The organism is Halalkalibacterium ligniniphilum (genome assembly GCF_000334155.1).
Lineage (GTDB): Bacteria > Bacillota > Bacilli > Bacillales > Bacillaceae_D > Halalkalibacterium > Halalkalibacterium ligniniphilum.
Map to the genome: position 1 here is coordinate 34551 of NZ_ANNK01000111.1, position 19267 is coordinate 53817.

Annotated in this window: 21 protein-coding genes; 7 read left to right on the forward strand and 14 right to left on the reverse strand. The window is 39.6% G+C overall.

From position 1 onward, the window contains the following. Positions 1 to 206: 206 nt before the first annotated feature. Together BLT_RS0113700 and BLT_RS0113705 are read right to left on the reverse strand one after the other, a co-directional pair. Complete coding sequence (locus BLT_RS0113700; RefSeq protein WP_017728340.1) at positions 207 to 1079, reverse strand: DUF1002 domain-containing protein; 873 nt, start codon at positions 1077 to 1079, stop codon at positions 207 to 209. A 125-nt stretch (positions 1080 to 1204) separates the two neighbouring features. Continuing rightward, positions 1205 to 2431: an MFS transporter gene (locus BLT_RS0113705; RefSeq protein WP_017728341.1), complete on the reverse strand. Its 1227-nt coding sequence runs from the start codon at positions 2429 to 2431 to the stop codon at positions 1205 to 1207. 147 nt (positions 2432 to 2578) lie between these two features. Between BLT_RS0113705 and BLT_RS0113710 the strand changes: the two genes are divergently transcribed. Next, positions 2579 to 2914: a hypothetical protein gene (locus BLT_RS0113710; RefSeq protein WP_017728342.1), complete on the forward strand. Its 336-nt coding sequence runs from the start codon at positions 2579 to 2581 to the stop codon at positions 2912 to 2914. Between the two features lie 103 nt (positions 2915 to 3017). Next, complete coding sequence (ispG, locus tag BLT_RS0113715; RefSeq protein ID WP_017728343.1) at positions 3018 to 4121, forward strand: flavodoxin-dependent (E)-4-hydroxy-3-methylbut-2-enyl-diphosphate synthase; 1104 nt, start codon at positions 3018 to 3020, stop codon at positions 4119 to 4121. A 56-nt stretch (positions 4122 to 4177) separates the two neighbouring features. Here the strand turns inward: ispG and BLT_RS0113720 are convergent, their stop codons facing one another. Further along, on the reverse strand, positions 4178 to 4669 hold the full coding sequence (locus BLT_RS0113720; RefSeq protein ID WP_017728344.1) for a DUF4190 domain-containing protein: 492 nt from the start codon (positions 4667 to 4669) through the stop codon (positions 4178 to 4180). A 161-nt stretch (positions 4670 to 4830) separates the two neighbouring features. On the opposite strand from BLT_RS0113720, the gene BLT_RS0113725 reads away from it, so the two are divergent. Continuing rightward, positions 4831 to 5415 (forward strand): hypothetical protein, encoded by a 585-nt coding sequence (locus BLT_RS0113725; RefSeq protein WP_017728345.1) that lies wholly within the window; start codon positions 4831 to 4833, stop codon positions 5413 to 5415. A gap of 146 nt (positions 5416 to 5561) precedes the next feature. Here BLT_RS0113725 and BLT_RS0113730 read toward each other — a convergent pair whose 3' ends face one another. The 3 genes from BLT_RS0113730 to BLT_RS0113740 all read right to left on the reverse strand — a co-directional run bounded on the left by BLT_RS0113730 (position 5562) and on the right by BLT_RS0113740 (position 7056). Further along, complete coding sequence (locus BLT_RS0113730) at positions 5562 to 5780, reverse strand: DUF1540 domain-containing protein (protein WP_017728346.1); 219 nt, start codon at positions 5778 to 5780, stop codon at positions 5562 to 5564. A 300-nt stretch (positions 5781 to 6080) separates the two neighbouring features. Then, on the reverse strand, positions 6081 to 6239 hold the full coding sequence (locus BLT_RS23235) for a YjcZ family sporulation protein (protein WP_017728347.1): 159 nt from the start codon (positions 6237 to 6239) through the stop codon (positions 6081 to 6083). 127 nt (positions 6240 to 6366) lie between these two features. Next, positions 6367 to 7056 carry an SDR family NAD(P)-dependent oxidoreductase gene (locus BLT_RS0113740; protein WP_017728348.1) on the reverse strand — a complete coding sequence of 230 codons (690 nt, stop codon included), beginning with the start codon at positions 7054 to 7056 and terminating at the stop codon, positions 6367 to 6369. Positions 7057 to 7221: 165 nt separating this feature from the next. On the opposite strand from BLT_RS0113740, the gene BLT_RS24075 reads away from it, so the two are divergent. Then, positions 7222 to 7374, forward strand: a complete 153-nt coding sequence (locus tag BLT_RS24075; protein ID WP_161603246.1) for a hypothetical protein — start codon at positions 7222 to 7224, stop codon at positions 7372 to 7374. A 314-nt stretch (positions 7375 to 7688) separates the two neighbouring features. On the opposite strand, the gene BLT_RS0113750 is transcribed toward BLT_RS24075, so the two are convergent. The 3 genes from BLT_RS0113750 to BLT_RS0113760 form a co-directional block, all read right to left on the reverse strand. Continuing rightward, entirely contained in the window at positions 7689 to 8120 is a 432-nt protein-coding gene (locus BLT_RS0113750; RefSeq protein WP_017728350.1) for a Fur family transcriptional regulator, read from the reverse strand. Between the two features lie 127 nt (positions 8121 to 8247). Then, complete coding sequence (locus BLT_RS0113755; RefSeq protein ID WP_035425864.1) at positions 8248 to 9114, reverse strand: metal ABC transporter permease; 867 nt, start codon at positions 9112 to 9114, stop codon at positions 8248 to 8250. Between the two features lie 2 nt (positions 9115 to 9116). Further along, positions 9117 to 9896, reverse strand: coding sequence for a metal ABC transporter ATP-binding protein (locus BLT_RS0113760; protein ID WP_017728352.1), 780 nt, complete (start codon positions 9894 to 9896; stop codon positions 9117 to 9119). A gap of 192 nt (positions 9897 to 10088) precedes the next feature. Between BLT_RS0113760 and BLT_RS0113765 the strand changes: the two genes are divergently transcribed. Both BLT_RS0113765 and BLT_RS0113770 read left to right on the forward strand, forming a co-directional pair. Beyond that, positions 10089 to 11705 carry a Ppx/GppA phosphatase family protein gene (locus tag BLT_RS0113765; protein ID WP_017728353.1) on the forward strand — a complete coding sequence of 539 codons (1617 nt, stop codon included), beginning with the start codon at positions 10089 to 10091 and terminating at the stop codon, positions 11703 to 11705. Between the two features lie 4 nt (positions 11706 to 11709). After that, complete coding sequence (locus tag BLT_RS0113770; RefSeq protein WP_017728354.1) at positions 11710 to 13827, forward strand: RNA degradosome polyphosphate kinase; 2118 nt, start codon at positions 11710 to 11712, stop codon at positions 13825 to 13827. Positions 13828 to 14022: 195 nt separating this feature from the next. Here BLT_RS0113770 and BLT_RS23240 read toward each other — a convergent pair whose 3' ends face one another. The 4 genes from BLT_RS23240 to BLT_RS0113790 all read right to left on the reverse strand — a co-directional run bounded on the left by BLT_RS23240 (position 14023) and on the right by BLT_RS0113790 (position 17674). Further along, a complete protein-coding gene (locus BLT_RS23240; RefSeq protein ID WP_017728355.1) occupies positions 14023 to 14250 on the reverse strand; it encodes a transglycosylase SLT domain-containing protein in 228 nt (75 codons plus the stop codon). 179 nt (positions 14251 to 14429) lie between these two features. After that, on the reverse strand, positions 14430 to 15293 hold the full coding sequence (locus BLT_RS0113780; protein ID WP_017728356.1) for a metal ABC transporter permease: 864 nt from the start codon (positions 15291 to 15293) through the stop codon (positions 14430 to 14432). Then, positions 15293 to 16051 (reverse strand): metal ABC transporter ATP-binding protein, encoded by a 759-nt coding sequence (locus BLT_RS0113785; protein WP_017728357.1) that lies wholly within the window; start codon positions 16049 to 16051, stop codon positions 15293 to 15295. The genes BLT_RS0113780 and BLT_RS0113785 overlap by 1 nt, the downstream gene beginning before the upstream one ends. A gap of 492 nt (positions 16052 to 16543) precedes the next feature. Beyond that, positions 16544 to 17674, reverse strand: a complete 1131-nt coding sequence (locus BLT_RS0113790) for a two-component system sensor histidine kinase NtrB (RefSeq protein WP_017728358.1) — start codon at positions 17672 to 17674, stop codon at positions 16544 to 16546. Between the two features lie 235 nt (positions 17675 to 17909). Between BLT_RS0113790 and BLT_RS0113795 the strand changes: the two genes are divergently transcribed. Then, on the forward strand, positions 17910 to 18173 hold the full coding sequence (locus BLT_RS0113795; RefSeq protein ID WP_017728359.1) for a DUF2624 family protein: 264 nt from the start codon (positions 17910 to 17912) through the stop codon (positions 18171 to 18173). 169 nt (positions 18174 to 18342) lie between these two features. Here the strand turns inward: BLT_RS0113795 and BLT_RS0113800 are convergent, their stop codons facing one another. Then, positions 18343 to 19239: a deoxyribonuclease IV gene (locus BLT_RS0113800; protein ID WP_017728360.1), complete on the reverse strand. Its 897-nt coding sequence runs from the start codon at positions 19237 to 19239 to the stop codon at positions 18343 to 18345. Positions 19240 to 19267 lie beyond the last annotated feature (28 nt).

The following is a 19267-nucleotide window of genomic DNA, read 5'->3' on the forward strand; positions in this document are numbered from 1 at the left end:
TTTCACCCTTAATAAAGTTCGTTCAGGAAAAACAATCCGTTGTTTTTCCTCCCCTCTTTATGACAGGGAGGATGAGCGCTAGTTTTGACTTTGCATCTGTTTTATTTAAAAAGCTTGGGCTGCGCCAGAAACCTCATAAAAAGTATACACTATATGGTCTTGCTCGGTCTCTAATCAGAGACGGATCTTCGGCAGAATACCCCACTTTAATTGAAAAGTCCCCGAATGGAATCAATAATCTGATTAATGAGGTCTAAAAAGCTCTGGATAAAAGACTGAGTATCTTCACGATTTAAAAACTCATCCAGATTATCTCTTACTTGTGATATTTGATCTTGCACTTGATTCCAGTCAATATTTAAATTCTGCATTCGCATAAAAAGAGAGACAAGTCCATTTAGTTCTTCATCTGTTAAGGTGATTCCGAGCCGTTCTGCCACACGGCGAATTAAATCTCGAAGGTCCTCCTCCGTTTCAACCGGGTTGTTGGCAATCTCTTCTTTGATCTCGTTCATCAGCTCAGTTGCCTGCTCAACACCGATTTTATCAGCTAGTTCACCTGTACGAACCAATTCTTCGTTCGCCACCTGCTTCTGCTCTTCTGGAATCTCAATATTAGCTGCGATTTCATATGCTTTAATAATTCCTGTCAATCCTGCTGTACCTGAAACGTTAAAAGGAGCCGTTACATAAACATCTGCATCCTCCACGCCTGCCGTGATCATGGCATTTGCATACATACCTTCAGATACCCACGTAATATGATTCGTTTCTACATTTATCCCACTACCTGGTTCTGTTAACGTGATTTTCGAAGAGGAAAGGGCATTAGAACCTATTTGACTCCTTGAAATATAGTTACCTAAATATTGATGTTCTTCTTCATTGGTGACATAAATGACTTCCACATTTTCTGGAACATCCATTTCATTTAAGATTTGTTGTTTTTGTTGTTCTGAAAGATCTTCACCTAATGTGACAATAACATCTCCCGGCGCTGCATCAGCTAACACCAATGCTGGCAATAATAACGTAAGTACAAAAAGAAGCATTACACTCTTCTTTATCCGTGCTCTCATCTTCTTAACCTCTCCTTCTTTCATCATTACGTGATTCATTTCGCTTGTTGAACGAATGTTTTACTTAATAAGAAACATATTTTCTCAAAAAAAGAAAAGGGACTTTTTTCCTGATGGCAAACGATTTACAGCATTTTCGCTTCCTCACATTTAAAAAAAGGGATGCGCGCCCACAGAATCATCATCACAACCGTAGAGACACCTACTGTAAAAAAAGCGAAAAACATTGATTGTAATTTATCTTCCATCCACACACCGAAAGCGACAGGCCCGAGCGCCACCCCCAAAAACCGCACCATTGCATAAATAGACATAACAATACTACGTTCATTTGATCGTGATGAAGCGGCAAGGGCACCACTTGCTGCTGGTAAAAATACACCTAAACCGACAGCTAAAACCATCAATAAGCAAAAAAACGCTACGATATCATTCGTTGCGGGAAGCAGCGCCGCAGAAAAAAACATGCCAAATCCCCCAAATAGCATCCTTTTTTGAAAGGATGAAATGGCTGGTTTTACTGTCCTGCTTGTCCAAAAAGAAGCAACCATTAAGGCAGCAAGAGGAAGTGCAATCATCCCACCTTTTAAAACCGTTGAGAACGGAAAGACTGATTCAATTGTATAGGACAAATAAAATAAAAAACCGAACAGTAAAAACATGCCTACGCCTCCCATCATATAGATTGGAAGTAACCATGTCCAGTTATATCTAAATGTTATAACCCCATCAAGTACATAGCTCCGCCAATCAAAAGCTGCCTTCTCTCTTTTCTGTTCCTTGACAAAAAACAAAATACCAGCCAAAGAAAATAACGTTACAGCAAAATAGATCACAAAACCAAAATGCCATGAAGCCATCGCAAGAATTCCTCCAATTATTGGACTGATCACTTTACCAAGCCCGTTAAAAACCTCTAACATACCAAGAGCTTCGTTGCGCTTTTGCCCTATGAACAATTCAGAGGCGAGAATCATCGCAACTGGCGTGATCCCCCCTGCCCCAATGCCTTGAAGAATTCGACCAACAATAATCATTGGAAACTGCCATTGTAAAGGCAGACTTATTGCAGCAATTGTAGCAAAAAAACTTCCTACTAGGATAAGAAGGAGAGCTATCATTCCTATCTTTTTTCTTCCAAAACGTTCAGACAGTGCACCGCTTAGAGGAATGAATAAGGCAGCTGGAATCGAAAAAGCCGATAGAATGAAGCCTGTTTCAACTGTCGTTAACAAAAGCTCTCTTTGCATGTCCGGCAGAATGGGAATAAACATTGAATTACCAAGCACCATAATAAAAGGGGCCAAACCGAGAGCAACCATGAGAACACGGGCATCCGTATGTCTCTTCATTCTTATTCACATCCTTTTCACGTAATGTGCTTTTTTATCTAGGCAACATTGATTTGAAATTAAAGTGTTATTTTTTGTCATATCTTTTTCTCAACCGCATATACTTTTAGAGATTAATAATCCAGCATGTAAGGAGGACAAGCTCTGATGAAACAACTCGGCTTCCTCGTCCTTTTTGTCATCGTAGTATATAGTGCTTATTATGACCTTACCATTGGAACTTTACCCAGTTATGAGCAACTTCGAGCGGCCGCCGCAGTGGGTCCTTCTACAGAAAATAGTGAGCTTGGTATTGTTTATCAGGAGGTCGTGGTTGAGCCAGGCTTTACAGTTCTTTCCATTGTTGAACATTTACATGATGGTCCAATTCCTGCCACGATCCAAGAAATTTCCTATGATTTTAAACGTCTTAATAATCAATTAGAGCCCGAAGAAATTCAAGCGGGACAGACGTATCGCTTTCCTTTATATTCACACCCGTGACTTTGTCCTTGCCAAAAGAAAGGTGACATTGATAAAATAAAGTCGTATTTGTAGTGACTACACGTGTCCAAGATGGTCCGTGATATAAAGGAGCGATTGGTCAATGACCGAACTTACACATCGTACAAAGACACGACCAGTTAAGGTTGGAAATTTGACGATTGGTGGAAACAATGAAGTGGTTGTACAAAGTATGACGACCACCAAAACCCATGATGTTGAAGCAACTGTAGCTGAGATTAAACGATTGGAAGAAGCGGGCTGTCAAGTTGTCCGAGTTGCATGCCCTGACATGCGTGCAGCAGAAGCGATTGCAGACATAAAGGCTCGAATCAACATTCCTCTCGTCGTTGATATTCATTTTGACTATAAATTGGCGTTAAAAGCCATTGAAGGCGGCGCCGACAAAATTCGAATTAACCCAGGAAACATCGGAAAACGACATAAGGTTGAGGCCGTTGTAAAAGCAGCAAAAGAAAAAGGGATTCCGATTCGAATTGGTGTGAATGCTGGATCTTTGGAAAAACGTATTCTTGAAAAATATGGGTATCCTACGGCGGATGGGATGGTTGAAAGTGCCCTACATCACATCAAAATCTTAGAGGATCTTGATTTTCATGACATTATCGTCTCAATGAAAGCTTCCGATGTTAACCTAGCCATTGAAGCTTATGAGAAAGCAGCAAGAGCTTTTGATTATCCATTGCATCTTGGAATTACTGAATCTGGAACGTTATTTGCTGGAACCATTAAAAGTGCTGCAGGGCTTGGTGCCATTCTTAACATGGGAATCGGTAACACCGTTCGAATTTCTTTAAGTGCTGATCCAGTTGAAGAAGTAAAGGTTGCTCGTGAACTGCTTAAATCATTTGGTCTTGCAGCAAATGCTGCCACATTGATTTCATGTCCAACTTGTGGTCGGATTGAAATTGATTTGATTAGCATTGCAAATGAAATTGAAGACTACATTTCAACGATTAAAGCCCCGATTAAAGTCGCTGTTCTTGGCTGTGCCGTTAACGGACCGGGTGAAGCTCGCGAGGCTGATATTGGCATTGCTGGCGCCCGAGGTGAAGGGTTGCTATTCCGCAAAGGTGAAATTGTTCGTAAGGTTCCAGAAGAAACGATGGTCGAAGAATTAAAGCGTGAAGTTGATAAAATTGCAGAGGAATATTTTGCAAAACAGCGTGAGTTAGAAAAAGCATAAGCCGAAATCGGCTTATGCTTTTATTTTCCTTCCATGTGTCCCCCACACATAGCCGGCTAAAAGAACGGTGAGAAAAAGACGGTCATTATAATCGAAAGGGCACCAATTCCTATTGCCCAGTTTCCCAAAGCTTTTGCGCCATATCGACGTGCCACGAATCCAACAACAATGCCTGCCGCTCCAAGCAATACTGGCAAGAAAAACAACGAAAGAATGGAAAGAACAATTGCAAAAGTTCCCACTCCTCGTCCTGCCGTAACGTCATCTTCATTCATAAGCGCTGTTTCTCTAGCTTCAGCCTCTTCACTTTTCACTCGCTCTTCATTCACTGGACGATCTCCTGCCATATTACCTACTGCTGCATATTCAGCGGCAGTTTCTTCGTCAACTCTTGCTTCAAAGGAAGGTCGATCCTCCTCTGAATGCTCTGTTTGCTCTTCATTTGCAGCATCTTTTTCTTGATCCACTAGCGTTAAAGAACGGTCATTTTCATCAACTAAGCGAATGGGCTCTTGATTTTCTTTGTTTTCTTGATTGTTATTTGCCATAATACTCCCTCACTTTCTTTGTTTAGGGGAACATTTATAGTATGACGCTTAAATTTAGGATTATAGGTGACAATCTTTGCAAAGGCAGGAAACATCCTAGACCTTATGACAGCAGTCGTGTATTGTATAATATATGTAGTCGTGATAAGGAGTGAAAAGAGATGGCACCAAAGAAACGTTTTGGATTAGATATTGATGGTACAGTCACTCACCCTGGGACATTTATTCCGTACTTAAATCACCATTTCCAAAAGGAACTTACGTTAGATGATATTAAAGAATATGATTTAACCGGGCTTTTAGAGATTACGACTGAAGATTTTTGGAAATGGATGGAAGTGCACGAAGGGACCATCTATCAAGAGGCGGAGCTCGCTGAACATGCTGATAAGGTACTTCATGAATGGCAAAAAGAACATGAACTTATTTATATTACAGCTCGAGGCCAGCATTTAGCAGATATTACAAAAAATTGGTTTTTGCATCATACACTTCCATTTGACCACATTGAACTTGTTGGAAAACATGATAAACTCGAAGCCGTTCGGTCGCTAAATATTGATATTTTCTTTGAAGATAAGCATGATAACGCTGTCGCTATCGCTGAGGAATTTAACATCCCCGTTATCTTAATGGATACACCATACAACCGTCTTCCTGCCCCTAACAACGTCATCCGCGTCACCTCTTGGCTAGAAGCAAGATCATGGGTAGATACATGGCTAAAGCAGCATAGCTATCAATAAGAATGAGATATAGCTCCTAAGACAAGAGCAAGCTCCTTGTTCAGCTGCATCAAGTGTAAAAGACCGGTTCAAACTAGACCGGTCTTTTATCGTCTTTTATCAAGCTTAAACCACTCTGTCCTTCCATACATGGAACACCTAGCAGCTTAGGACTTTGGGCGAAACGTGTAACAGCATGTTTCAGCAATACTGTTTGCACGATCTTTCTCTAGTGCAGTAGCATAAGGTTCACTACCTGCTTCCATCTTAAAATCACGCTTCGAGTGTGCATCAATTTCAACTAGGATTGCCTCTGCGTTACAATTGTTTCCTTCTGCCCAGTACGTACAATTCGCAACGTTACACTTTACTACTGGATTTTCCATAAGTGTTATCCCCCCTTGCTTTTAGCCTTCCAGAAAAAACACTAATTACTCATGGAAAATCCGAGAAAAAACTGCTTTTTCAAGATAGCTGAAATGGTACTCATCTTAAGGATTTTTCTTCTGTCTCATCTCTTTGTTCTTTGCGTTTCAAAAATACTTTACCTCATTCTAATGTATTAGTTATCAAAAGAAAGAAAATTCAAAACAAACTTATCTTTATGGTATAATTGTTATTTTCAAAAAAATAACTGCCCTCCATCACATAATGTGACGTATAGACAGTTTATTTTTTCATTAAGATTAGTATCCGTAGCCTACTGGGCCAGGTCCATAGCCATAACCCCCATACCAGCTAGCACCAATAATAATAATTAAAATAAAAAGAACCACTAGTAGGGCGAACCCTCCACCTCTGTAACCATAGCCTGCTCCTGCAACCGGTCCTGCCTCAGCCCCCATGTCGAACAGCTCCTTTCTCATTTTGGAATGGACTTCAATGATAGGCTATGTTTCTCCAATCACTTTTGAGTGGGCATAATGATAAGATTTAATTTTTTTTTAATAATATGCCAAATGAATAAGCTTTTTAATCATTTGCTTTCCAATCATCCACTCTCACAACTTTCCCCTGCCCCTGGTTGCTGCTGCTAGCGAGATTAAGAAGAATGGGCGCAACTTCTTTCGGATCATCACCTTGTGATTGCATCTTCGTTTTCATCACACCGGGATTAAATACAGCTGCTGAAATCCCATTTGAGTATTCTTCTTCTTCTACTGAGAAAGTTAAGGTTTCAAGCGCTGCTTTACTTGCACTGTATGCCCCAAAGCCTGATGCTCCTAATCTGGCAAGTCCCGTTGTCAAAGAAATGATTCGACCTTTTTTCTGCTTACGCATAATTGGAAGGCACTCTCTTATCATGAGAAACACACTTGTGACATTGTTGTCGAACTGTGTTTGCCACGATTCTAAAGTGGAATCTGCGATTTGATAATTTTCAAAAACGGCAGCATTGTTAATAAGCACATCAATGGCACCAAAACGCTCGAACGTTTCAGCGACAAATTTTTTCACAGCTTTCTCATTGGATACATCTGCTTCAACAGCAAGTACTTGTTTAGAATAACGGCTTAGCTCGTCTGCTACTTTTTTGATTTCATATGCATTTCTAGAACAAATGGCAACTGCAGCACCAGACCTTGCAGCTTCAATCGCCGTTTCTCTTCCTAACCCTTTGCTTGCACCTGTAATGATGATAACTTTGTTTTCTAATGACATCATTACCATCTCCCTTCAACTTCTATCCCTCAACTTTTTCATATCATGACTTAGTGTAATAACCTCAACATTAATTGTCAATAAATTTAGAAAATTAAAGATTATTTTAGGTGTTTTAATTCGCTCCTTGAAAGGTATATAGTAACTACACTTGAAAGAAGGAAGGTGATTCAACTGCTAAAAAAGACCTTGTTGTTTATGTCTGCGATTGCACTTTCACTTAGCTTAGTTGCTTGTGGCGATAATTTAGAGCCTTTGGATGATGAAGAAGTTGAACCGATTGGTGCACCCGGTGAAGAGACTGGGACAATTAACTAACGTGTATGTTTGAAATTGCGAACGATGCACAACCTTCGCGGAGGAAATAGACGTAGACTCCTGCGGGATCAAAGGCAAGGGTGAGACCCCACAGTGCAAAAAGCATGAGGAGGCTCACCAGCCGCCCGCGGAAAGCGAAGGATATTTCCGAAGCGAAGGCTATGCATATCATTACGTTCGGATGTCTCATCTATAAAAACTCTTTTGTCCCAGCCCCTTTTCGCCTCCAACAAAAACGTACGTTCGTATCCTGACTAGAGGAAAAACGACTCTTCTAAAAGTCATTAAACACAAAAAACGAGTGCTCCCTGTTGTTATTGGGTTACACTCGCGCCTGCTTTACACCCTTCACAATATCCATAAATTTCAAATTTATGACCTGTGACTTCAAAATCAGGGTAAGCCTTGTTTATTCCTTCCATTGGACAATGATGAATATGTTTGGTCTTTCCACAGTCTAAGCAAATAAGATGATGATGATGATGAGAGGTAGCACAAGTAAAGCGATAGCGCTTTTCTCCTTCAAGCTCTGTCACTTCAAGGATGTTCAACTCTGCAAAGAGAGAGAGGTTACGATAAATGGTATCAAAACTCAAACCTGGATAATCATCCTGCATGGACTCAAGGACATCTTTTGCAGACAAGTACCTGCTCTCATCAGAAAAGAGTTGAAGCATTTGTTCTCGCTTTCCTGTATGCTTGTAGCCTTCTTCTTTTAAACGTTCCATCGCTTCTGTTACGTTCACGTCGCTTTCCTCCTCTCACCACAAATTTAAGACTTTTCTTGTCACTTTCTTGTTTTGATCGAATCATAAAGGTTGATCTTTCCCTTATTTTACACAAGGTGACTTCATCCGACAATGCATTTGGCGGTTATACCCCGTTTCCAGTTGTCTTTTTTCGATTTAACATGCTTGATATTTTTTGAACATAAATGGACAATACCAAAATGATAACCGCAAGAATCACAATCGTTCCACCTGGTGCTAAATCCAAATAGTAAGCCGAAATTAAACCACCAATTACAGCGATTTCTCCAAAAGCAACAGCATAAAGAAACATCTGCTTAAACCCTTTCGCAAACCGCATCGCTGCTGCAACAGGCAGCGTCATTAATGAGGAAACGAGCAAAATACCGACAATTCGCATGGAAGCAGCAATCACTAATGCAACCATAACAATAAAGATAAAATGAATCATACGGCGATTTACACCTGAGACAACCGCTTGCTCTTCATCAAAAGAAAGAAAGAAGAGCTCTTTATAAAATAGAATAAGTACAAAAACAACGATGAACGTAATGACAGATATCGTCCACAGGTCAGAGCGGCTCACAGCAATGACACTTCCAAATAAGAAGTTGAACAAATCATTATTAAAGCCATCCGCTAACGATAAAAACAAAACTCCAAGACCAATTCCGCTGGATAGAATGATGGGAATCGCAATTTCCTGATAAAATTTGTACACCTGTCTCAGCTTCTCAACAAAGAGAGAACCTGCAACAGAAAACACAATCCCTAAATAAAGGGGGTTTAACCCTGCAAATAATGCAACATGATTTCCAAGTAATAAGCTTGCAGCAATTCCTGATAAGGTAATATGAGAAAGAGCATCTGCGATGAGTGATAGACGACGGACAACAAGAAAAACACCTAGCATCGGGGCTAAAAAACCTATCATCACCCCTGTAAAAAGGGCATTTTGTAAAAATTCATATCGTAGAAACACGTCAAACATCATTAATGGCCCCCATGGTGGTGATGATTATGTGTCAGCAAATGGACATCATGCCCGTAAAACGCAGACAAATCAGGATTCTCTTCAAACGATTTTGAATCCCCATGAAAATGTAAATGCTTATTGATACAGGCAACGTCTGTGACATTATCGGTCATGGCGCCAATATCATGGGTGACTAATAGTAAAGTAATCTTCCGTTCTCGATTTAAGCGAGTGAGCATTGAGTAAAAATTTTGTACCGATTTTGTATCAACACCGACGGTTGGTTCATCTAAGATTAACAAATCGGGGTCACTAACAAGAGCACGGGCAATAAAGACTCGCTGCTGTTGTCCTCCTGAGAGCTCGCCAATGTTTTGATGAATGTAATCACTCATTCCGACGCTCTTAATGACATCCTTTACCTTTTGTTTATGCTTCCGAGTTAAAAACCGAAAAAGACCGACCTTCCCAAAAAGTCCCATAGATACAACTTCAAAAACAGTTGCTGGGAAACCAGAATTAAAGCTATTTGCTTTTTGTGAAACAAATCCAATTCTATCCCACTCTCGAAAACGTTCCACTTTTTGTCCAAAAAGCTTGATGCTTCCCTGTTGAGGGCGGTGCAAGCCTAGGATGCATTTAATAAGGGTTGACTTTCCAGAACCATTTGGACCGACAAGACCTAGAAATGCTCCTTTTTTTATTGGCAGCGTCACATTTTCCAGCACATTACGCTGTCCGTAACGAAAGGAGACATTTTCAATTTCAACAACAAACTCTTCTACTGTTTCGCTCATAAATATCCTCCAATAACTCGCTTATACTAACAAAACGAGGACACTTGTATAAGAATCATTCCGATTTAAATTCGCTTCTTTCCTAATTATAACGATTATTTTCAGAATGTCTACTTTCGAAGATTCCACGGATAACAAGTTAGGCTGTATAATTAATAAGGTGGATGTTGCATGAAGAGGAGACGATTTTTCGTGAAAAAACAACGACTAGCAATTATTGATATGGGGTCCAACTCCATTCGACTTGTCATTAATTTAATTGAAGACAATGGGAGCTATAAAGAACTTCACAACTTTAAAAAAGTCGCACGCCTTAGTAGTCATTTGAACGAAATAGGTGAACTAAGCCGTCAAGGACAAGAGCTCATTGTTACTACCTTAAAGCAATTTAAACAATTAATGACCTATCACCAAGTAGACAGAGTCATTGGTGTGGCAACGGCAGCGATGCGTAAAGCGAGCAATCGTGATGAAGTCCTTTCCCTTATTAAAAAGGAAACTGGCTTTCAGATTAAGGTTCTTTCTGAATATGAAGAAGCCTATTTTGGATATTTAGCTGTTGTAAATTCAACCTCAATTGAAAACGGCATTACCATTGATATAGGTGGAGGAAGCACAGAAATCACACGGTTTGAAAATCGTAAGCTTCTCCACTACCACAGCTTTCCCTTCGGTGCAATTACATTGCAGCATGAATTTATCGCAGGGGACGATGCAACGACCGACGAACTTAAAAAGCTAAAGCAGTATATCCTTGATTCCTTTCAAACTTTGCCATGGCTAAAAGAAGGAAAACCGGTTCCTGTCATCGGTATCGGTGGAAGTGCACGAAACCTTTCACTCATTCAACAACGAAAGGTAGGTTATCCCCTTGCAGGATTGCATCAATATTCGTTTTCAGTTAATGAGCTCGTAAGCGTGAATGCCCTTCTCCAACAAACAAGCCTTAATGAGCGACAATCGATCGATGGCCTTTCAAAAGACCGAGCAGACCTAATTGTGCCAGCAGCTCAGGTGATCACATCACTCGTTGAATTTACTGGTGCTGACGTCTTTGTCATGAGCAGAAAAGGATTGCGTGACGGGTTGTTCTATAAAGAAATTTTATCCCAGCTTGACATTGATTTATTTCCAAGCGTGGCTGAAGAAAGCTTTTATCAGCTATCTTATCAATATGAGATCCATTCAGACCATGTAAATCAAGTGTCTAAGCTTGCTGCTTCCCTCTTTAAGCAATTAGTTCCTTTTTATCAGTCTGAGTATACTAACAAAGAATCCCTTCGGCTTTTACGGTATAGTGCAAGAGTTGTTTATCTAGGTGAACATATAAACAACGAAGCAAGCAGTCAGCATACGTTTTATTTGTTAACGAACATGACCATTGACGGCCTTAGTCATGATGAACGATTGGCAGTGGCACTTATTTCTTCCTTTAAGTCTAAAGCCCAGCTCTTACAGCTTTCCAGACCTTTTGAGAATCTGTTAACAAAAAAGCAATTGAAGTATTATGAATTTCTAGGGGCTGTCTTAAAGCTTGCCTATTGTTTAGATCGGACAAGACGGAATGTCATAAGTGAGATTGGACAAATTGATAAAAGCGACCAACACCTTACCATACCTCTTTATTACAGAGAAGATGTTCATTTTGAAGAAGCGCAAGCTAACAAGCATGTAAAGCATTTAGAAAAAGCAATGAAACGAGAAATCGTGTTAACCTTTAATGCTGAAAAATCACGGATAACAAAAAATGCTTCTATTGGAGCTAAATCATCAATGTCTAGTAAACATGACGTAAAGGAGGAAAGCTGAAACGATGGAAAAATATACTGAACAAAAAAATGATCGCTACGATTTAAATAACCCAAACTTTTACAACAATCGTGAATTAAGCTGGCTCGCATTTAATCAACGTGTACTTGAAGAAGCAATTGATGAACGGAATCCTTTACTTGAACGATTAAAGTTCCTCGCGATTTTCAGCTCAAATTTAGATGAATTTTTTATGGTGCGTGTTGCCGGACTAAAAGACCAAGTCAAAGCTGGATTTAATCGCCCTGAAAACAAAGCAGGCTTAACACCGAAACAGCAACTAAAGCAAATTGCTGAAAAGACGAAACAACTCGTCCATCTTCAGGACAATGTTTTTAGTGAAACCCTTCTTCCAATTCTTTATCATGAGGGCGTACAGTTTTTGTCTTTCGATGAGTTAAATGACGAACAACGTCAGTATATTGAAAAGCGGTTTGACCATTATATTTTTCCTGTTTTAACACCAATGGCCATTGACGCTTACCGACCGTTCCCGATGTTACTTAATAAAAGCTTGAATTTAGCGATCATCTTAAAAAATCACGACAAGCAACAAACAGAGCAGCTTGCGATTGTCCAAGTACCTGCTGTCCTTACACGTTTTATTCAGCTTCCGAGTCAGAATGACAAAGATCAATTTATCTTATTAGAAAGTGTCATCAGTCATTTCACCCATAAGTTATTTACAGGGTATGAAGTAAAGTCCGTCTCACCTTTTCGGATTACGCGAAACGCAGATCTAACCATCCATGAAGAAGGAGCCAGGGACCTTTTATGGGAAATTGAAAAAGAATTAAAAAAACGAAGATGGGGGGCTGCTGTTCGTCTTGAGATGCAGGAAGGAATGATGGATCCCCATGTCCTTAACCTTCTCCTCAGTGTTTTAGAAATTCATAAGAACGATGTCTATTCGTTTAAAGGCCCTCTTGATTTAACGTTTTTGTTTAAGCTTTATAACAAACTAGCACCTGAGTATGAGCATCTTGCAAACGAGGCGCTTATTCCTCAGACACCGCAAGACTTGATCGGAGAAGATGATATTTTTCAAGCGGTCTTAAAAAAAGACATTTTTCTCCATCATCCCTATGAATCGTTTCAGCCAGTCATTGATCTTATTGCTAATGCAGCAGACGATCCAGATGTGTTGGCAATCAAACAAACCTTATACAGGGTAAGTGGTGATTCGCCAATTATTGAAGCACTTGCTCGCGCAGCTGAAAACGGAAAGCAAGTCACCGTTCTAGTGGAGTTAAAAGCGCGATTCGATGAAGAAAACAATATACAATGGGCGAAAAAGCTTGAAAAAGCAGGGGTCCATGTCATTTACGGAATCACATCTTTAAAAACACATAGTAAAATAACATTGATCGTCCGCCATGCTCAAGACAACATTCAACGGTTTGTACATCTTAGCACGGGAAATTACAATGATACGACTGCAAAGCTTTATACGGATATGGGCTTGATCACATCTGATGAAGAGTTTGGAATTGATGCGACGAATTTCTTTAACTATTTAAGTGGATACAGGGAAAAGCCTACATGGCACCATCTTTCTACTGCCCCTTTAGAAATTCGTGAAACGTTTCTTGAATTAATTGAAAAAGAAATTGAATGTCACCGTGAAACGGGAGAGGGTAGAATTATTGCAAAAATGAACTCGATTACCGATAAACCGATTATCCTTAAGCTCTATGAAGCTTCTCAGGCAGGTGTCAAAATCGATTTAATAATCAGAGGGATTTGTTGTCTCCGTCCTGGCATTCCAGGTGTAAGTGAGAATATAACCGTCCGTAGTATCGTCGATCGTTTTTTAGAGCATAGCCGAATTTTTTATTTTCACCATCGTGGCAAAGAAAAAATCTTTCTTTCGTCTGCCGATTGGATGACGAGAAACATGGAAAAACGAATTGAAATTTTGTTCCCCATTTATAACGAAGAGATCAAAAACCGAATTAAGTTTATTTTAGATGTAACCCTTCAAGACAATATGAAAGCAAGATTGCAGGACGCTGAAGGGCATTACCACTACATTCAGCGTGAAAACTCAGATCAGCCTGTACAAAGTCAGCTAACCTTCTATGAGCTTGCCAGTCAATTCAATGAAGGAGAAGAGGAATAAATGCATGAAATGTAAGAGCCTATCCAATCGCGGTAGGCTCCTTTGTATTACTCGTAACCAAGATAGGACGCCCGATCGTACATTTTTCGCATTTTCCTGCGTATCAACTGCATACCAGCTTTTTGCGTTTCCATTTTCCTCTATATACTGCTCTAACCCATACATTTCTCGATGATAAGCAGTCAAAGTCTGATCCTAATCATCATATTGGTCGTGGAGAAATGCAATATATTCAATCGCTAACTGGATCGAGTAAAGAGGATCAAACAATAGGTCAGCATAGTATGGTAGATCAGCCATATCTGCAACCCAAGGAGCTATGTTTTCCATAAATTGAGCCATCCCGTAAGCTCGCCCATATTTCGTTTCAGGACCTATCGCTTTTAGGTCAAAAGCACTCCCTGTCTCCATATCCTGTTCCACGTTTAATGCTTTCTAAGCCACCATTAATCGATATATTTCACCTAAACAGCTTCCTATTCCTCTTTTTTTAGATTTCAGGCTGCCTTTTATTTTTAATTTTATGAAATAAAAGCAGTTCCTTTTTTTCGCACACAAAAAGCAAGCCTTCTGTTTTGCATTCGGCTCGCTTTTCGTTCTTTTTAACTATGCATGACCTTTGCTCGCAGCCTCTTTGTGATCACTCCTTGTTTTGGAGAGAAGAAAAAGGCTAAGGCAAATAGTGTGGAGGCAACCAATACGATCGACGCACCAGAAGCCACATCATAAATCACTGAATAAAAGATCCCAACAACCGCAGAAATGACACCAATTATTGCTGATAGAACGAGCATGACAGGCAAGCGATCGGTTAATAGATAGGCCGTTGCACCTGGCGTGATTAGCATCGCAACAACAAGAACGATCCCTACGGTTTGCAATGCAGCCACAGTAACCAATGAAAGGAGTAACATTAATAAATAATGGACGAGTTGAACGGGAACACCAGTCGCTCTTGCCATGATTGGATCAAATGTGCTTAAAAGTAAGGGACGATAAAATAAAACGATCATTAGGAGGACAAATACACCAATACCAACTGTTACCCACAAATCGCTTCTTGAAACGGCTAACACATTCCCAAATAGAATATGCCAAAGATCAACACCTGTCCCCCGCAAATTTGTAATCATCACAATCCCTAGAGCAAATGCAGCGGTAAACAAGATACCAATTGCAGAGTCATCTTTAATTCGACTGTTTTGAGAAACATACCCGATCGCAAGGGCCGTTAAGACACCTGTGATAACCGCTCCGATAAAAAAGCTCGCACCGATCATATATGCAGCTACGACACCTGGTAAAACGGCATGGGAAATCGCATCTCCCATCAGTGCCATCCCTCGTAAAATTATAAAGCATCCGATTACACCACAAATAATGCCCACAAGGACGGCTGCAACCATCGCTTGCTGTAAATAGGGATAGCGACTTACTTGTTCGAGAAAAAACATCACATGATTCATTAGCTACTCACCGCCACCACTTCATCTTTTGATCCGAATAAAGTCATTTTTCCTTGGTACGTTTTTGCTAACACTTCTGGTTTGTAAACATCTTCGACTGCACCAAACTGAACAAGCTGTTTATTAATTAATAAAAGCTCATCAAAGTACTGCTCGACTTTACTAAGATCGTGATGAACAACAAATACCGTCTTATTTTCATTTCTTAATTCACGCAATAATTCAATGATAATCGTTTCCGATGTTACATCAATGCCAACGAATGGCTCATCCAAAAAAAACAAATCTGCTTGTTGAGCAAGAGCACGGGCAATAAAGACTCGCTGCTGCTGCCCACCAGATAAACTTCCAATCTGTTGCTTGCGATAATCACTCATTCCAACCTTTTCAAGCGCCTCTAAGACAATCTTACAGTCATTTTTGCTTGGTCGTTTATACCAAGGGATGTGAGCAAAACGTCCCATCATGACAACGTCTTCTACAAGGACAGGGAAGTCCCAATCAATAAGGTTTCGCTGCGGAACGTATGAAATGCGTTTTCGAACATTTTTGACCTGCTCTCCAAATACTTTAACAGAACCTGTAGCCTTTTCTAACCCCAACAACGCTTTGATTAACGTAGATTTTCCTGCACCATTCGGTCCAATAATACCTATAAGCTTTCCAGCCTCTGCTGAAAAACTAATGTCCTTTATTGCTTGATTTTTTTCATAGAAGACGGAGAGCTTATTTACCTCAACAACATGAGTCAAACTCATTCCTACTCCTCCTTATCGATTCGATTCATTCTATAATTTGGTTTCATCCAACTTTTAAAGCAGAAGTTTCTATAGGTTAATGCCTTGTCGTTATCACCTTAGTTTATGAAGAACGAGAAAACATGTGCAAACTTTGACTAAGGAATAAAAGTTTACTTAAGGAAACTTTTATTCTAAGTTAATTATAATGTTGAATCTCCCCCTTGTAAACTATTTTTAAGAGGTTATGAATGCTCAGACACGTACAAAAAACCTTTCAATGGAGCAAAACCCGCTTCTCCGCTTTCCTTGCTCTCCTTGTGCTATAGCTTTTTGCCACAAAAACCTTCATGAACGGCTCGCTCTTCCCAATGGAATGAAAACGAGTCCTCAGAGCATGCTGTGCACCCTTTCATCAAGGCGGTGTGAGCGACACGCTTCCTGTTTTATCATCCTGTAAGCCCCGTCCTCTTTTCCACAAAAAAAAAGAACCTATTCTACTTGAATTGGTTCCTACTCAGCATACGGTAATACAATCGTCACTTTGGTTCCCTTATTGACTTGGCTTCCAATCATAAAAGTGCCTCCATGATCCTCAATAATTTTTCGGCAAAGAGGAATTCCAATTCCCGTTCCTTGCTCTTTCGTAGTAAAAAATGGTTTCCCTAATTGTGTCAACACCTCTTCAGACATCCCTCGACCATTATCTTCAATAAATATATAGTAACCATCCTCATGTTCATAGCACTCAATCCAAAACATACGGTTCGCATCATCATCTTGAAAAGCTTCGATCGAATTTCGTAGTAGGTTTAACATCACTTGTTTAATCATCGATTCATTTACATAAACCCCTCGTTCAGAAGAATGTAATTGAATATGAAACGTGACATTGTGTAACAAGCATTCAGATTTAATAATTTCAATTAATGACTTCATGATTCGTTCAGGAGATTCAACTTTTCGTTCGATTTTACGCCTAGACACCGATAAAAAATCCTCAATAATCCCATTCATTCGATTCAATTCAGATAAGATTGTGTCGTAGTATTTTGGTAATCCTTTTGTAAGTTGAGCTAATTGTAGAAATCCTTTGATGACTGACAATGGATTTCTCAGCTCATGTGCAACACCAGCTGCGATATGAGAAACGGCTTCCATTTGATGATGAAACGTCATCAAATGTTCTAATTGCTTTTGGATCGATTGGTCAAAATAGACGATATATACACTTCCGTCTTTTATTGGGGGAAATGCGCGAATACGAATAAACGTTTCATCATATTCAAATTCCTCTTCAATAAGCTTTCCTTCTACAAGGGTCCGATTTAGCAACAGTCTCGTCTTTTCCAAAATCGGCCAACGAATCTCTTGTCCCTCAAGTGATTGATATTTCAATAAATCTTCAGGAATCCCTAACAATTCAACGAATTCGTCATTCCAATCTTCAATTTTTTTCTGACAATTAATTTTTAAAATGGGAAGTTGAAGACCTTGAAAAAATAAGTCCTCGACCTCGTTCCGCTGCTTTAACATTGTTCGGTTTGTTCTTTTTGTGGAATCGTTCAATTGAAAGTGAGCATATCCATTATAGCTACCGCTCGTCTCAGGCTTTCGTAGTTCATTTAAATTTCGTTCAATCATAAAAGCCCTCCCACTTATTCATTTCATGCTTCATCCTTGTTGAAAACTCAATCTCCTAGATTTATGTTAATCGTATAATTCTTGGTAAAATTTTCTCTTTTTTTAATTATACAAACTTTACTCCATCATGCCTAGCACTTTTCAGTCATTTTTAACTAATGATACAGAATCCCCATTTTCACATTTATTCTATCCATTCATATGGTAAAAGAAACGGATACAAAGGAGGAACAGCATGAATCCATTTATGCAACAACTTGTGAATCAAAAAATTAATGCTTTGACGGTTATGGATTTGCTTCAACTAGCCAAACAATATCAAATCTCACTTTCTCAGGAACAAGCAAATAAAGTGCTAATTGTCATTCATTCTGAAAAAATAGATGTAGGAAATAAGGAACAAGTGAATCGACTTATTCAACGACTACAAGTGGAGATTGATCCTCATGTATCAAATGTTATCGCCCAACTATTGAAGCAATTTGGTCATTATTTGTGATCGTTTAAGAGGATTGAGCAGCTTAAATCCGCCTCAAAATCTATGTGTTTTTTAACATTAAATTGAATAAAAAGAAAGCAAAGCAAAAAAAGAAGGGTGACTCAATCATGTCGTAAGAAACGACCTTATGAGTCACCCTTTTATAATCATCACACATGAAGCGGTTCACTTATTGCTCCATGATTTCTGCAAGAACATTCTCTTTAAACTTTCCATCTCTTAACATTGCAATCTCAAATTTATATGGCGGTTTTTTATTCTTTTTATCGTCGCCAACAAAAGGCGTCTCAAGGATTTTCGGGATATCCTTTAATTGAGGGTGATGAACGATGGCATGAAGGGCGGTAAAACCAATATGCCCAAACCCAATATTTTCATGACGGTCTTTTGCTGCCCCACGTGGATTTTTACTATCGTTAATATGAAGAACTTTGAGTCGATCGATTCCAACAATGCGATCAAACTCGTCAAGAACGCCATCAAAATCTTCAATAATATTGTATCCAGCGTCGTGAGCATGGCATGTATCAAAACAGACCGATAAACGGTCATTATGGATGACTCCATCAATAATTTTAGCAAGCTCGTCAAATGTCCGTCCGCATTCAGAACCTTTTCCAGCCATTGTCTCTAACGCAATTTGAACACCCTCATTTTCAGTGAGCACTTCGTTTAAACCTTCAATGATCTTTGCAATTCCGGCATCAGCGCCTGCACCAACATGTGCCCCTGGATGGAGGACAATCTGTTTTGCTCCTAGCGCAGCCGTTCGTTCAATTTCTGAGCGCAAAAAATTAACGCCAAGCTCAAAGGTTTCAGGCTTTTCTGTGTTCGCAATATTAATAATATAGGGAGCATGAACAATAATATTTTCGATTCCATTGGCTTTCATATGTTCAAGGCCCGCTTCAATATTCAGCTCTTCAATCGGTTTTCTTCGTGTGTTTTGTGGGGCCCCTGTATATATCATAAATGTATTTGCTCCGTAAGAGACCGCCTCTTCACTTGAGCCTAACAACATTTTTTTTCCATTCATTGAAACGTGTGACCCAATTCTTACAGTCATTCTTCTTCCTCTCCTCTTTCTGTGACAA

Coding starts and splice junctions, on each gene's coding strand:
- BLT_RS0113705 (WP_017728341.1), bottom strand. CDS start 2,431: ATGAAGAGACATACGGATGCCCGTGTTCTCATGGTTGCTCTCGGTTTG.
- BLT_RS23235 (WP_017728347.1), bottom strand. CDS start 6,239: ATGGGGGCTGAGGCAGGACCGGTTGCAGGAGCAGGCTATGGTTACAGA.
- BLT_RS0113795 (WP_017728359.1), top strand. CDS start 17,910: ATGAATCCATTTATGCAACAACTTGTGAATCAAAAAATTAATGCTTTG.
- BLT_RS0113725 (WP_017728345.1), top strand. CDS start 4,831: ATGGCACCAAAGAAACGTTTTGGATTAGATATTGATGGTACAGTCACT.
- BLT_RS0113790 (WP_017728358.1), bottom strand. CDS start 17,674: ATGATTGAACGAAATTTAAATGAACTACGAAAGCCTGAGACGAGCGGT.
- BLT_RS0113770 (WP_017728354.1), top strand. CDS start 11,710: ATGGAAAAATATACTGAACAAAAAAATGATCGCTACGATTTAAATAAC.
- ispG (WP_017728343.1), top strand. CDS start 3,018: ATGACCGAACTTACACATCGTACAAAGACACGACCAGTTAAGGTTGGA.
- BLT_RS0113720 (WP_017728344.1), bottom strand. CDS start 4,669: ATGGCAAATAACAATCAAGAAAACAAAGAAAATCAAGAGCCCATTCGC.
- BLT_RS0113755 (WP_035425864.1), bottom strand. CDS start 9,114: ATGTTTGACGTGTTTCTACGATATGAATTTTTACAAAATGCCCTTTTT.
- BLT_RS0113700 (WP_017728340.1), bottom strand. CDS start 1,079: ATGAGAGCACGGATAAAGAAGAGTGTAATGCTTCTTTTTGTACTTACG.
- BLT_RS0113800 (WP_017728360.1), bottom strand. CDS start 19,239: ATGACTGTAAGAATTGGGTCACACGTTTCAATGAATGGAAAAAAAATG.
- BLT_RS0113760 (WP_017728352.1), bottom strand. CDS start 9,896: ATGAGCGAAACAGTAGAAGAGTTTGTTGTTGAAATTGAAAATGTCTCC.
- BLT_RS0113730 (WP_017728346.1), bottom strand. CDS start 5,780: ATGGAAAATCCAGTAGTAAAGTGTAACGTTGCGAATTGTACGTACTGG.
- BLT_RS0113785 (WP_017728357.1), bottom strand. CDS start 16,051: ATGAGTTTGACTCATGTTGTTGAGGTAAATAAGCTCTCCGTCTTCTAT.
- BLT_RS0113710 (WP_017728342.1), top strand. CDS start 2,579: ATGAAACAACTCGGCTTCCTCGTCCTTTTTGTCATCGTAGTATATAGT.
- BLT_RS0113780 (WP_017728356.1), bottom strand. CDS start 15,293: ATGAATCATGTGATGTTTTTTCTCGAACAAGTAAGTCGCTATCCCTAT.
- BLT_RS0113740 (WP_017728348.1), bottom strand. CDS start 7,056: ATGTCATTAGAAAACAAAGTTATCATCATTACAGGTGCAAGCAAAGGG.